Raw genomic sequence first — 12,352 nt, forward strand, 5'->3', positions numbered from 1 at the left:
TTGCAACCGTTGAAGGGCATTTTTTGTAATTTTATAACCGAGCGACTGCAGAAACCCTCGAAATTAGTCCCTCGATTCCAAAAACCGGTGCGAAACTGAATGCGCATAGAAATCGAGAACAGCCTCTTCTCCGGCGCAGACCTGCCAGTGTCCGCCTTTTTCCCCGATCACTTTGTGCCTGGTCAGCAGGGTAAGCGCGCGGATGACTGCCTGGGAAAACTCATCAGAGGACATCTGCGGCATGTGCTCCCGCACACTGCCAGACATTATCACTGCCCGGTCCAGGACCTCAGCGGATGTCAGCGGGGCATCAGCTGTCCGGATCACCTGCGCCACCAGTGGCACCATCAGCACCGGCATCGCATCCTCGATACGCTGCATCAGTTCACCGGCCAGCGCCTCCACCGGTTGCTCCGGGCCGAAACTGCGCAGCGACAGCGGCTCGCCAAAAACTACGCCCGCTGTGCCAAAGCGGATGATCCGTCCGCGCAGCCCCTGCCAGAACTTGCGCAGAACAAAACCGACCACAACTGACACCCGTGCACCAAACCGGCGATCCCCGCGTTTACCGGCAGCAATAAGCACCCGGTCCTCCAGCACCCTGTCATAGTTGATCGCGACAGGGACAAAGACCACATCGCGTCCTTCGGGGTCATATCCATCCCTGAGGTATGTGAGCAGGCCCATCTTTGGTGGCATCAGCCGCCCGGTCAGGCTCAGCCCGCCTTCGGGGAACACCCCCTGGGCCACGCCGCCCTTGGTCGCCATCTGAACGTACCGGGCCAGCACCTTGCGATAGAGCGCGCCCCGTGATTTGCGCCGGATGAAATAAGCACCCATCATCCGGATCAGGCGGCTGATGGGCCAGACCCGCGCCCATTCACCGACTGCATAAGACAGTGCAGAGGCCCGTGCAGCCAGATAAGTGACCAGCACATAGTCCATGTTCGAGCGATGGTTCATGATGAAAACGATGGTGGCATCGCGTGGGATGCTCTGGATCACGGCATCATTGCGCGGGCCGGTCCATACCTCATATATCGCGCGCACCAGAACCCGGGCCATCCGTGTACCGAGGCCGAAGTAGGTAAAGGCGCTGAAACTGGGTACGATCTCACGCGCATAGGTCCGGGCCTTCTCAAATCCGACGTTCTCTGGCACGCCGTGCTCATGGGCGTAGTTGACGATTTCCTGGGTGACTTCGGGGTCATAGATCAGGCGCTGGATCATGTCATAACGGCGGGCCAGCTTAAACGGCTCGATCGGACGGGTCAGGCGCTGGTTCAAACGCGCAACCGCCCGCTCCAGCCGCCGGCGAAAGAACCAGCGCACCGAAGGAAACAGAAAATGCGAAGCAAATGTCACCGCCGCGAAAAGCAGCACCAGCACAAACAGCCAGACCGGGATTTCAACCACTTGCGTCATGACGCCGACACTTACAGGCTCTCTGTCAGAGGGCAATGATCAAAAAACACCGACCTGTTTATGCTGCAGTGCAAATGCCGCGTCGCGGCGAATTGACAACGGTATAAAATTGCAGGTATCTGTCATCTGACGCAATAAAATTACCATTCCGATTCAGGAGCGCCGCAGATGACCGAAACACGCAAAGACCGCCCCTGGTTGATCCGCACCTACGCCGGACACTCCACAGCCAAAGCATCCAACGCGCTGTACCGGTCAAACCTGGAGAAGGGTCAGACCGGTCTTTCCGTAGCTTTCGATCTGCCAACACAGACCGGTTACGACAGCGATCACGTTCTCAGCCGGGGCGAGGTGGGCAAGGTCGGTGTGCCGGTCTGTCACCTGGGCGATATGCGCACGCTTTTTGACGAGATACCTCTGGAGCAGATGAACACGTCAATGACAATCAACGCCACAGCTCCGTGGCTGCTGGCCCTCTACATTGCTGTCGCGGAGGAACAGGGCGCGGATGTTGCCGGCCTCCAGGGGACAGTTCAGAACGACCTGATCAAGGAGTATCTGAGCCGCGGGACCTATATCTGCCCCCCTGCCCCGAGCCTGCGCATGATCGCGGACGTGGCCGAATACTGCTATACAAATGTGCCGAAATGGAACCCGATGAACGTCTGCTCCTATCACCTCCAGGAGGCGGGCGCGACGCCCGAGCAGGAGCTGGCATTTGCGCTGGCCACAGCCACGGCGGTGCTGGACGCGCTGAAACCGCGCGTACCGGCAGAGGATTTCCCGGCTGTTGTTGGCCGCATTTCTTTCTTTGTGAACGCAGGCATCCGGTTTGTTACCGAGATGTGCAAAATGCGCGCCTTTGTCGATCTCTGGGACGAGATCTGCCGCGACCGCTACGGCGTGGAGGACCCAAAATTCCGTCGGTTCCGCTATGGAGTGCAGGTCAACAGTCTGGGGCTGACCGAACAGCAACCCGAAAACAACGTCTACCGCATTCTGATCGAAATGCTGGCTGTGACCCTGAGCAAAAAGGCCCGTGCGCGCGCCGTGCAACTGCCCGCCTGGAATGAAGCACTGGGCCTGCCGCGCCCCTGGGACCAGCAGTGGTCGATGCGGATGCAGCAGATCATGGCCTACGAGACCGACCTGCTCGAGTTTGATGACCTGTTTGACGGGAACCCGGCGGTGGACGCGAGGGTCGAGGCGCTGAAGGAAGGCGCGCGGCATGAACTGGCCAATCTGGATGGCATGGGCGGCGCAATCGAGGCGATCGACTATATGAAAGCACGCCTCGTGGACAGCAACTCCGACCGCCTGGGCCGTATCGAAGCCGGTGAAACCGTGGTTGTCGGCGTGAACAAATGGCAAAAAGGGGAGCCTTCGCCCCTGATGACCGGAGATGGCGGGATCATGGTCGTGGACCCGGCTGTCGAGGCCGAACAGATCAACCGTCTGGACGCATGGCGCAGCGAGCGTGATGCGGAGGCCGTGAAAGCCGCTCTCGCGGATCTGCGCGCAGCCGCAGCTGAGGGGCGCAATATCATGCCGCTCTCCATCGCAGCGGCAAAGGCTGGTGTGACAACGGGCGAATGGGCCGCGCAGATGCGGGCCGTGCATGGCGAATACCGTGGCCCCACCGGTGTCTCGGGCGCCCGGTCCAACAGGACCGAAGGGCTGGATGATCTGCGCGAAGCGGTCGATGCGGTCAGTGACCGCCTGGGCCGCCGGTTGAAATTCCTTGTGGGAAAACCGGGCCTTGACGGGCATTCAAACGGTGCAGAGCAGATCGCCGTTCGGGCACGGGACTGTGGCATGGACATCGCCTATGAGGGCATCCGGCTGACACCGTCAGAGATCGTTGCCGCGGCACGCGACGATGCGGCCCATGTTGTCGGCCTGTCGATCCTGTCCGGATCGCATATTCCCCTGGTCGCCGACCTGATGGACCAGATGCGGAGTGCGGGCCTGGCCCATATCCCCGTTATCGTTGGGGGAATTATCCCTGATGATGATGCAGACCGCCTGCGTGGAATGGGCGTGGCCCGCGTATATACACCCAAGGATTTTGAGCTGAACACAATCATGATGGATATTGTGACACTTGCCGACCCAAAGGCGGTTGCAGCCGAATAGCCGCCTGCCCGCCAGAGGCGAAGTCTGTTCAACAGCCTTGTGCAAGGCCTCTGCCTGGTAGTAATGACCCTGTCAGACCCTAACGCCGGAGGAGTGACAGTGGCCGACCTGAAGAAAATGAACCGCAAGCAGTTGGAGCGTCTGATCGCAGATGCGCGACGTGCCCTTAAATCCATTGAGACAAAGGAAAAACGCGAAGCCAAAAAGGCGGCCGAAAAGGCGGCTGCGAAATTCGGGTTCAGCCTGTCTGATCTGGTGGGCGCAGAGAAACAGGCAAGTGCAGGCAAAAAGAAGGCCGCCCCCCGTGCACCGGGCAAACCCAAATATGCAAACCCCGCAGACCCATCGCAGGTCTGGACGGGGCGCGGGCGCAGGCCCGGGTGGTACACACAGGCTGTTGAGGCCGGTGCCGATCCTGCATCCATGGAAATCTGAGAGATGACAGTTCACATCGGAGCCAGTGCCGGCGATATCGCGGAAACCGTGCTCATGCCGGGCGATCCCTACCGCGCGAAATGGGCAGCTGAGACATTCCTGGAGGATGCGAAGCTGGTCAATGAGGTGCGCGGCATGCTGGGTTTCACCGGCATGTGGCGGGGCAACCGGGTGACGATACAGGGCTCTGGCATGGGGATGCCCTCCCTGTCGATCTATGCTAACGAGTTGATTTCAGAGTATAATGCACAAACGCTAATTCGTATCGGCTCCTGCGGCGGCATGCAGTCTCATGTGAAAGTGCGCGACGTGATCATTGCCATGTCAGCCACCACCATCACCTCCCCGTCCTCGGGCATCTTCCGCGAAGTGAACTTTGCCCCGACGGCCAGTTACGACCTGCTTGCTGCTGCTGTACGTGCCGCGGAAAGCCGGGGCACGCCGACCCATGTGGGGGGGATTTATTCCTCGGACGTCTTTTATGCCGAACGCCCGGATCTGGACGAACAGATGGTGCGGCATGGTATCCTGGGCGTCGAGATGGAGGCGGCGGAGCTCTATACTCTTGCGGCGCGTCACGGGCGCCGGGCGCTGGCTGTGCTGACGGTGAGCGATCATCTGCAGACCGGCGAGGCGCTGCCTTCGGAAGACCGGGAAAAGACCTTTGGGGATATGGTTGAGATCGCGCTGGAGGCGGCCTTTACCTGAGTGTTGCCGCAACGGCCGGTGGCTGCCGCCGGCCGTTTTCAGTGGTTTTCACCTAAGCCGCTGAATTTTCTCAGAATCCCACGTCGGTTTTACGTCGGTATAACGTCGGTATTTCGTCGGTGCATATGTCAGTGCCGGGCGGTTTTGCCGTGAAAAACCGGCAGGACACCCGGAATGTTAACCGTTTGCGCCCCCTGGCGCACGCTGGGACATGAGTATTTTTGGAAGGGTGAAATCAGGGGCCGTGGGTGCCATCGTAGCGGGAGGCCGCGGGGCTTTGCCAGCCGTCCAGCGCGCCCGGTGCCGGGGCAAAAATCTCTACCAGCAGCGGGTGACAGCGGGCGGCATCGCTGGAATGCCCGGACGCGCAGTCGCCGCCGGGACAGGCCGAGAGATTGCCCAGCAGATCGGTTTCGGCAAAAAACTCGATGAAATCGCCGGGGCGTACCGGGCTTGCTTTCATAAAGTACTGGCCGGTGTCGCGGGTGAAGCCTGTGCACATGAAGACGTTCAGCACGTCATGCACCAGCGGTTCTGCCTCTGCCCGGGACAGGCCCATATGTGCGGCCAGTGACCGGGTCAGGTTTGAGTGGCAACAATGGTGATACTGGCCACCATCCGACAAAAGCGTATGGGTGTAGGGATCGCAGCGGGTGCCGATCACATCGTGCACGGAGCCGCCGAAGTCATCGATACCGTACCAGCCAAGCGTGTCGTGGGTGACCGTGGCGAGCGGGCGCAGATGCGGAAACGAGGACCACATGCGTTCGCCCGTGGTGATATGGGTGCCATGCAGGGCCCGCGTCTTGCCGGAATAGAAGCGTTCCGAAAGATCATGGGCGTTGTGCAGGTTCAGATCGCCCACCTGCGCGCCCTGGACCGAGGTGATGCGGAAAAAATGGCCCGCGGGCACCTGAAAGCAGCGCGCATCCCGCGGGGGCACTGTGACCTCTGCGGTTTTTGTCAGCTTGGCACGCGCGGCGGTATAGAGCGCCATATCGGCCTGGGGCAGTGTGTCTGTCGGATAGCAGATCACGGGCGGGACGGCGCGGCGGGCGTCGGCATCGGCAGGCCTGGTCATCGGGCGGGGCTCCTGTAGCAGGTGTCTGCGTCTCTTAAACCTTTGGCAGTTGCGATTTGCAATCACGCGGCGGGCCGCCGGTGGCAGAAAAGCCTGTCGCCCCGCAGGCCGCACAGCGGTATTTTTTCAGAGCACCGCGATCGCCGGTATGATCGGCACGCCAGCGGCAGTTGCGCGTCGCCCGGTTCCGGCGCGCGAAAATGGCCACGATGACAAAGGCGATGATCAGACCGATGACAATATGCATGAAAGGCCATGTAGTCAGGGGAAAGGGTGCTGTCCAGAGTGCCGGATTGTCCGGGCGCGCTTTGTCTGTTTCGCGTTGAAAAAGATGCATTATTAACCGGGCCGGGCAGGCAATACGGGGTGAGCACTGCAAAACGGCGCAAAAACCTCCGAAATGTGTTCAGAATGTGTTAAGCTGTGAGTCCGACAGATTTAAAAATTAACCCCCGGAGCTTATTATGATTTCCATTTCCAGTACGAGAATTTCCACCCTTGCCGCAGCAGCACTCGCTGTCGGGACAATACTGTCCGGATCGATGGCCTCTGCGGCGTCCGTCACCAGCGACGTTGACCTGACCAACGCGCTCAGCACCACAGCCCTGGCCGGTTTCGCGACCAGCGGCACCAGCGGTAATGCCGACAGCGATATGGATGGTCTTGTGGCAACAGGGTCATTTGACGGTGTGGCCGATGAGGCACTGACCTTTGCCGCAGGCACAACCGCGCCGGGCAGTTTCACGCTGACACAATCGGGCGACACCTTTTTCAACAGCTGGTCCCTGACAGTTGCTGATGGCTTTCTGCTCACCTCCCTGCTGCTGCAGGGCGGACCGGGTGACACGGTGTTCGACATCGCAACAGGCGATGCGGGAGGGTCCACGACGGGCAGTTCTGCCGGCCTGACTTTTGCTGAGACTTCTGGTCTGACCGGGTCCATCGACGTGACATATTTCAACCCGGTTGGCGTGACGCCGGATGATCCGGTGGGCGATATCTTTGAAAGCCTGCTGATTGATCTTTCTGGTCTGGACGGAGGCGGTCTGAGTTTTGGTCAGACCCTGACGTTTAACCAGGACACGGACAACCTGAGTATTTCGGGTGATATCCGGCCCATGAACCCTGTGCCGCTGCCTGCCGCCGGCTGGATGCTGATCGCCGCACTTGGTGGTATCGGCGTCATGAAACGTCGCGGCAAAGCCTGAGAGGCCTTACAGATCTGCGGATGGAACGGGCCCTGGCGGGCCCGTTTTTTTGGGTAAGGTGCGCCGGTTTGTTCTGATCGCAGGCGGCACGGCGGTGAACTGCGATCCGATGCGCCCTGATCTGTCCGTTCGGACAGGGCCCCCACCATAAGGACAGGGTACCTCTCCCGATGCGCGCTCGCGCCGGAGGATCCGATCTGCAACACCCGCTGCAACAGACAGCAGGAGTTCAGAGTATGAGTATCATCAGACAGTTTATTGCATCCGCCGCTGTGGCAATCGCCCTGAGCGGCTTTGCCCAGGCGGCAACGGTCGACATCACCAGAACGGACGGCACCCTTCAGAGCACCACGGGCCTGACCGGATACACCACCGGCGGGGCGGATATGGACGGGATGGTTGTGACGGCCGGTTTCCGGAGCGGCGCGACCCGCCGCGCGGTCTTTGCAACCACCGGCACCCGTGCAGGTGCGGCCAAAGGCGAAGGGTTCGCCCTTGGCTTTTCGGGTTTATCGACATTTTCGGCACCCTTTGAACTGAGTGTGTCGCGGGGCGTTCTGACATCGCTGCGCATCGACGCGCTGGCGGGGGATACGGTGTTTGACACGGCTTCCGGCAATACCGGCACGCCGGGCAGTGCCAATGGAACCGGTTTTCGTCTGCGCGGCACGGTCGACGGGCCGGTTTCGGTTCTGTTCACCGACATTCTGGCGCTGGAGAACGAGACACCGGCGGGGGATCTCTATGGCACACTGCGCATCGGGTTTGAGAGACTGGCCGGGGGCGGGCTGCAGTCCGGGAGCACATTCAGCTTTGTGCAGGATACCGACAACCTGACAACGCCGGCCGCACCGGTTGTTACTTCGGTGCCGCTGCCATCAGGCATGCCGCTGGTGCTGAGCGGGCTTGTCGCTCTGGGGTACCTGCGGCACAGACGCACGCGCGCCTGACCGGGCCCCGAAACGGAAAACGGGTGCCTGCACGCGGAAGGCACCCGTCTTTATCTTTGCCTGGCAGCTGGATCAGACCCGGCGTTCGACCATCATTTTCTTGATGTTCGCGATTGCCTCTGCAGGGTTCAGGCCCTTGGGGCATGTTTTGGCGCAGTTCATGATCGTGTGGCAGCGATAGAGTTTGAACGGGTCTTCCAGATCGTCCAGACGCTCTCCCGTGGCCTCATCCCGGCTGTCGATGATCCAGCGGTAGGCGTGCAGCAGGGCCGCTGGCCCGAGATAGCGGTCGCCGTTCCACCAGTAGCTGGGGCAGGAGGTCGAGCAGGAGGCGCACATCACGCATTCATAGAGACCATCGAGCTTTTTGCGGTCCTCAATGGATTGCTTCCATTCCTTGGCCGGACGGTTCGTTTTCGTTTCCAGCCAGGGCATGATGGAGGCGTGCTGGGCGTAGAAATGCGTCAGATCCGGGATCAGGTCCTTGACCACGGGCATGTGCGGCAGCGGGTAGATTTTCACATCGCCCTTCACCTCGTCCATGCCGTAGATACAGGCCAGCGTGTTGATGCCGTCGATGTTCATCGCACAGGAGCCGCAGATGCCTTCACGACAGGAGCGGCGGAAGGTCAGCGTGGGGTCGATCTCGTTCTTGATCTTGATCAGCGCGTCCAGGATCATCGGCCCGCAGGTGTCCATGTCCACGAAATAGGTGTCCACGCTGGGGTTTTCACCGTCATCCGGGTTCCAGCGGTAGATTGAGAATTTGCGCAGGTTGGTGGCACCTTCCGGCCTGGGCCAGGTCTTGCCCGTGCGGATACGCGAGTTTTTCGGCAGTGTCAGTTGAACCATGTTCCGGGTCTCCTGTCGGGGTCAGAGTGTCAGCGCAGCAGCCGGGGCGGCGGCGGCGAGGCATTGTTGTGTCACCGGGCGCGCAAGCACGGCCCGGATGGTATCGGCGGTTCCGGCGTCCACACCGGTCACGGCGTCTGCGGCAAGGGACTGAACCTCGCTGGCGTCCGCGTTGTCGACGACGCAGTCGGTAAAGGGTTTGAAGAGGCTCTTGGGCACCTGCGGAAAATAGACCGCCAGCGCCTCGGGCAGGATGGTTTTGGCCGTGTTGCGGCCCGCCTGATCGGTCGCCTGCTGGATGTCTGCGCAGGCGCCGAGCACCAGGCAAAGAGGAAGTATCAGTCTGATCATACAGCCCACCTTGTAAAAACGATGTTCATATTTCCCGGTCCTGCGGCACCCGCATCAGGTTCAGACCCACGCAGCCGGGGCGCCGGGGTTCTGGCCGGGTGCACTGTCTGCCCCCTGCCCCGCAGGTCCTGGCGCATCTGCCACGTGGTATCGGTGTCTTTGCCCATCAGTTCAGCGTTGTTCCGTGCAAAAGATATTGCCGCGGTAAAACCCGGTAAAGCCCGCAGGACAGGCCTGGTGACGCGGGGCGCGGACGGCACGCACAGGGACATAACAATAAAGATCACCCCGGTAGATGCCCCGGTGCTCGACCGGGCAAAAGGCCAGAGCATCGCCATGCCCCCCGCCGCGCAGCACCTGCCGCTGGCCGTGCGTGTATTTGCCACCGTGATATTTCTGGTCGGTAATGCCGCGCGACACATCCGCCATGGCGGCCGTGGCCCCGGTCAGCAGCAATGCCAGGGTCGCCGCACCAGCGACTGTGCGGGTCAGACGGCCCATCAGAACGTCCTCTTTTTCGGAGCGATCTTTTTGGGGTCGATGCCGCCGTCATTGTGGCTGGTCAGCGCCTGTTCATGCACGCCACGATAGCCCAGGCTCGCTTTGCTGCCCTTGAACCAGATCAGCGAGTGTTTGCGCCAGTTCACGTCATCGCGCTCGGGGAAATCCTCATGCGCGTGCGCGCCACGGCTTTCCTTGCGCGCTTCGGCCCCGGTGATGGTCGCCACGGCGTTGGGGATGAGGTTGGCCAGTTCCAGCGTTTCCATCAGGTCCGAGTTCCACACAAGGCTGCGGTCGGTCACGCCCACATCCGCCCATTTGCCCGCGACCTCTTCCATAGCTTTTTTGCCGTCAGCCAGAGTGTCATTGGCGCGGAACACGGCTGCGTCCTTCTGCATGGTCTGCTGCATTTCGAGCCGCAGTTCCGCCGTGGGCGTGTGCCCCTTGGCGTAGCGGGTGTTGTCAAAGCGGTCGAGCGCAGCCTGGATCGAGTTTGCATTCGGTGTCGGCACAGCACTGTCCGGATCGACGATTTTACCCGCACGGATCGCCGCAGCCCGGCCAAAGACCACCAGGTCAATGAGCGAGTTGGAGCCCAGGCGGTTGGCCCCGTGCACGGAGGCACAGCCGGCCTCGCCCACGGCCATCAGGCCCGGCGAGACGCGGTCAGGGTCGTCGGATGTCGGGGCCAGCACCTCGCCCCAGTAGTTCGTGGGAATGCCACCCATATTGTAGTGTACGGTGGGCAGCACCGGGATCGGCTCTTTGTTGAGGTTCACACCGGCAAAGACGCGCGCGCTTTCCGATATCCCCGGCAGGCGCAGTTTCAGCGTCTCGGGCGGCAGGTGGCTGAGGTTGAGGTGAATGTGGTCACCGTCCTTGCCCACGCCCCGGCCCTCGCGGATTTCCATCGTCATGCAGCGGCTGACATAGTCGCGCGGTGCGAGGTCTTTGTACTGGGGCGCATAGCGTTCCATGAAGCGCTCGCCCTCGGAATTGGTCAGGTATCCGCCCTCGCCGCGTGCGCCTTCGGTGATCAGACAGCCCGCGCCGTAGATGCCCGTGGGGTGGAACTGAACGAATTCCATGTCCTGCAGCGGCAGGCCCGCACGTGCCGTCATGCCGCCGCCGTCGCCGGTGCAGGTGTGTGCGGACGTGGCCGAGAAATAGGCACGGCCATAGCCGCCCGTGGCCAGCACGACCATTTTGGAGGCAAAGAGATGCAGCGTGCCGTCATCGAGTTTCCAGCAGAGCACCCCCTGGCAGACGCCATCGTCGGACATGATCAGGTCGATCGCGAAATATTCGATGTAGAATTCCGCGTTGTTTTTCAGCGACTGGCCATAGAGCGTGTGCAGGATCGCGTGGCCGGTGCGGTCAGCGGCAGCACAGGTCCGCTGCACGGCGGGGCCTTCACCGAATTCGGTGGTGTGACCGCCAAAGGGACGCTGATAAATCTTGCCTTCTTCGGTGCGGGAAAAGGGCACGCCGTAGTGCTCCAGCTCATAAACCGCTTTGGGGGCCTCGCGCGCCAGGTATTCCATCGCATCCGTGTCGCCCAGCCAGTCAGAGCCTTTGACGGTGTCATACATGTGCCACTGCCAGTTGTCGGGCCCCATGTTGGCCAGCGAGGCGGCGATGCCCCCCTGGGCCGCAACCGTGTGCGACCGGGTCGGAAAGACCTTGGTCACGCAGGCGGTGCGCAGCCCCTGTTCGGCCATGCCCAGCGTGGCGCGCAGACCAGCGCCCCCGGCCCCGACGACAACAACGTCGTATTCGTGTGTTTCGTATTCGTAAGCAGCCATGGAATTTCTCCCGGATGTGTGAGGTTGCGCCGGGCACGTACGGCCCGGTGCGGAATGTTCGGTCAGAGGGCCAGTCGCACGATGGCGTAAAGCCCGGTCGCCATTGCGGCATAGGACAGGCATGTCGTGGCGATGATGGTAATTTTCTGCGCCAGCCCGTGCACGTAGTCCTCGATCAGGGCCTGCACCCCGCCGGCAAAATGCTTAAACGTCACGATGATGGTCAGCGCTGCAACGACCGCCGGGAACGGACGGGCGAAATAGGCGGTGACGTCCTCATGGGGGGCGCCCAGCATCGGGCCAAAGGTAAAGACAAAAAGCGGGATCAGGATCAGCAGGGCGCCGGAACTGACGGTCATGGACCAGTGGTGTTCTGTGCCGGTTTTGGCCGACCCCATTCCGGTGGCGCGTTTTCGGTCAGTCAGATAGCTCATACCGGCCCCCTCAGACAATGATGATGGTCAGCAGGGTCAGCACAAAAGAGCCGCCGATCACTGCATAGCCGAGTTTATAGGCTGTCTCCAGGTCCAGCCCGACGCCCTGATCCCAGATCAGATGCCGCAGACCGGCCAGCGTGTGATACCACAGGCCCCAGACCGACAGCAGCATGACCAGATCGCCGAACCAGCTGGTCAGCACCCCGTCTGCAACGGCGAAATACTCAGGAGATGTCGCCGCGGCCAGAAACCACCAGACCACCAGCAGCGCAGAGATCAGCAGCGCATTGCCGGTGATCCGCGTCAGGATCGACGTCATGGAGGTAAGCTGCGGGCGATAGATCGACAGGTGCGGTGACAACGGGCGATTGCCCCGGTTCACATCGGCCATAATAGATTCCTTTTGTTCCCTGAGCGTATTAGTACCCTATATTGCCGTATTGTCACCTGGCCGGAGCGGCCA

14 protein-coding genes are annotated in these 12,352 nt (G+C 61.2%); 5 read left to right on the forward strand and 9 right to left on the reverse strand.

Translation table 11 applies throughout. The annotated features are described in order from the left end of the window. Positions 1 to 63: 63 nt before the first annotated feature. Positions 64 to 1,425 carry a 1-acyl-sn-glycerol-3-phosphate acyltransferase gene (locus tag Q1A34_RS15355; protein WP_300035952.1) on the reverse strand — a complete coding sequence of 454 codons (1,362 nt, stop codon included), beginning with the start codon at positions 1,423 to 1,425 and terminating at the stop codon, positions 64 to 66. Between the two features lie 168 nt (positions 1,426 to 1,593). Here Q1A34_RS15355 and Q1A34_RS15360 point away from each other — a divergent pair, with 168 nt between their 5' ends. The 3 genes from Q1A34_RS15360 to deoD all read left to right on the forward strand — a co-directional run bounded on the left by Q1A34_RS15360 (position 1,594) and on the right by deoD (position 4,704). Beyond that, positions 1,594 to 3,561: a protein meaA gene (locus Q1A34_RS15360; RefSeq protein ID WP_300035955.1), complete on the forward strand. Its 1,968-nt coding sequence runs from the start codon at positions 1,594 to 1,596 to the stop codon at positions 3,559 to 3,561. Between the two features lie 99 nt (positions 3,562 to 3,660). Continuing rightward, complete coding sequence (locus Q1A34_RS15365) at positions 3,661 to 3,996, forward strand: H-NS histone family protein (RefSeq protein WP_300035958.1); 336 nt, start codon at positions 3,661 to 3,663, stop codon at positions 3,994 to 3,996. Between the two features lie 3 nt (positions 3,997 to 3,999). After that, positions 4,000 to 4,704, forward strand: a complete 705-nt coding sequence (gene deoD / locus Q1A34_RS15370; RefSeq protein WP_300035960.1) for a purine-nucleoside phosphorylase — start codon at positions 4,000 to 4,002, stop codon at positions 4,702 to 4,704. Positions 4,705 to 4,939: 235 nt separating this feature from the next. Here deoD and Q1A34_RS15375 read toward each other — a convergent pair whose 3' ends face one another. Continuing rightward, complete coding sequence (locus Q1A34_RS15375) at positions 4,940 to 5,785, reverse strand: DUF1989 domain-containing protein (protein ID WP_300035963.1); 846 nt, start codon at positions 5,783 to 5,785, stop codon at positions 4,940 to 4,942. Between the two features lie 34 nt (positions 5,786 to 5,819). Continuing rightward, a complete protein-coding gene (locus Q1A34_RS15380) occupies positions 5,820 to 6,032 on the reverse strand; it encodes a hypothetical protein (protein ID WP_300035966.1) in 213 nt (70 codons plus the stop codon). A 217-nt stretch (positions 6,033 to 6,249) separates the two neighbouring features. Between Q1A34_RS15380 and Q1A34_RS15385 the strand changes: the two genes are divergently transcribed. Both Q1A34_RS15385 and Q1A34_RS15390 read left to right on the forward strand, forming a co-directional pair. Further along, positions 6,250 to 6,993, forward strand: a complete 744-nt coding sequence (locus Q1A34_RS15385; RefSeq protein WP_300035969.1) for a VPLPA-CTERM sorting domain-containing protein — start codon at positions 6,250 to 6,252, stop codon at positions 6,991 to 6,993. Positions 6,994 to 7,229: 236 nt separating this feature from the next. Beyond that, positions 7,230 to 7,943, forward strand: coding sequence for a hypothetical protein (locus tag Q1A34_RS15390; protein ID WP_300035971.1), 714 nt, complete (start codon positions 7,230 to 7,232; stop codon positions 7,941 to 7,943). Positions 7,944 to 8,015: 72 nt separating this feature from the next. On the opposite strand, the gene Q1A34_RS15395 is transcribed toward Q1A34_RS15390, so the two are convergent. From Q1A34_RS15395 to sdhC, 6 genes are all read right to left on the reverse strand, one after another. Then, positions 8,016 to 8,795, reverse strand: a complete 780-nt coding sequence (locus Q1A34_RS15395; protein WP_300035974.1) for a succinate dehydrogenase iron-sulfur subunit — start codon at positions 8,793 to 8,795, stop codon at positions 8,016 to 8,018. A gap of 21 nt (positions 8,796 to 8,816) precedes the next feature. Beyond that, positions 8,817 to 9,146 (reverse strand): hypothetical protein, encoded by a 330-nt coding sequence (locus Q1A34_RS15400; RefSeq protein WP_300035977.1) that lies wholly within the window; start codon positions 9,144 to 9,146, stop codon positions 8,817 to 8,819. A 171-nt stretch (positions 9,147 to 9,317) separates the two neighbouring features. Next, positions 9,318 to 9,647 (reverse strand): hypothetical protein, encoded by a 330-nt coding sequence (locus Q1A34_RS15405; protein ID WP_300035980.1) that lies wholly within the window; start codon positions 9,645 to 9,647, stop codon positions 9,318 to 9,320. Continuing rightward, positions 9,647 to 11,452, reverse strand: coding sequence for a succinate dehydrogenase flavoprotein subunit (gene sdhA / locus Q1A34_RS15410; protein WP_300035983.1), 1,806 nt, complete (start codon positions 11,450 to 11,452; stop codon positions 9,647 to 9,649). The genes Q1A34_RS15405 and sdhA overlap by 1 nt, the downstream gene beginning before the upstream one ends. A gap of 62 nt (positions 11,453 to 11,514) precedes the next feature. After that, the gene (gene sdhD / locus Q1A34_RS15415) at positions 11,515 to 11,886 is read right to left on the reverse strand and encodes a succinate dehydrogenase, hydrophobic membrane anchor protein (protein WP_300035986.1); all 372 of its coding nucleotides are present in this window, start codon (positions 11,884 to 11,886) and stop codon (positions 11,515 to 11,517) included. A gap of 10 nt (positions 11,887 to 11,896) precedes the next feature. Next, the gene (gene sdhC / locus Q1A34_RS15420) at positions 11,897 to 12,280 is read right to left on the reverse strand and encodes a succinate dehydrogenase, cytochrome b556 subunit (protein WP_300035989.1); all 384 of its coding nucleotides are present in this window, start codon (positions 12,278 to 12,280) and stop codon (positions 11,897 to 11,899) included. Positions 12,281 to 12,352: the final 72 nt, after the last annotated feature.

The sequence above is a fragment of the uncultured Roseobacter sp. genome (genome assembly GCF_947491795.1).
Classification (GTDB): domain Bacteria; phylum Pseudomonadota; class Alphaproteobacteria; order Rhodobacterales; family Rhodobacteraceae; genus Roseobacter.

Excerpts from the sequence above, each read along its gene's own strand:
- Q1A34_RS15405 (WP_300035980.1), bottom strand. The coding sequence starts at position 9,647 with ATGGGCCGTCTGACCCGCACAGTCGCTGGTGCGGCGACCCTGGCATTG.
- sdhD (WP_300035986.1), bottom strand. The coding sequence starts at position 11,886 with ATGAGCTATCTGACTGACCGAAAACGCGCCACCGGAATGGGGTCGGCC.
- deoD (WP_300035960.1), top strand. The coding sequence starts at position 4,000 with ATGACAGTTCACATCGGAGCCAGTGCCGGCGATATCGCGGAAACCGTG.
- sdhA (WP_300035983.1), bottom strand. The coding sequence starts at position 11,452 with ATGGCTGCTTACGAATACGAAACACACGAATACGACGTTGTTGTCGTC.
- Q1A34_RS15400 (WP_300035977.1), bottom strand. The coding sequence starts at position 9,146 with ATGATCAGACTGATACTTCCTCTTTGCCTGGTGCTCGGCGCCTGCGCA.
- Q1A34_RS15385 (WP_300035969.1), top strand. The coding sequence starts at position 6,250 with ATGATTTCCATTTCCAGTACGAGAATTTCCACCCTTGCCGCAGCAGCA.
- sdhC (WP_300035989.1), bottom strand. The coding sequence starts at position 12,280 with ATGGCCGATGTGAACCGGGGCAATCGCCCGTTGTCACCGCACCTGTCG.
- Q1A34_RS15380 (WP_300035966.1), bottom strand. The coding sequence starts at position 6,032 with ATGCATATTGTCATCGGTCTGATCATCGCCTTTGTCATCGTGGCCATT.
- Q1A34_RS15360 (WP_300035955.1), top strand. The coding sequence starts at position 1,594 with ATGACCGAAACACGCAAAGACCGCCCCTGGTTGATCCGCACCTACGCC.
- Q1A34_RS15390 (WP_300035971.1), top strand. The coding sequence starts at position 7,230 with ATGAGTATCATCAGACAGTTTATTGCATCCGCCGCTGTGGCAATCGCC.
- Q1A34_RS15375 (WP_300035963.1), bottom strand. The coding sequence starts at position 5,785 with ATGACCAGGCCTGCCGATGCCGACGCCCGCCGCGCCGTCCCGCCCGTG.
- Q1A34_RS15395 (WP_300035974.1), bottom strand. The coding sequence starts at position 8,795 with ATGGTTCAACTGACACTGCCGAAAAACTCGCGTATCCGCACGGGCAAG.
- Q1A34_RS15355 (WP_300035952.1), bottom strand. The coding sequence starts at position 1,425 with ATGACGCAAGTGGTTGAAATCCCGGTCTGGCTGTTTGTGCTGGTGCTG.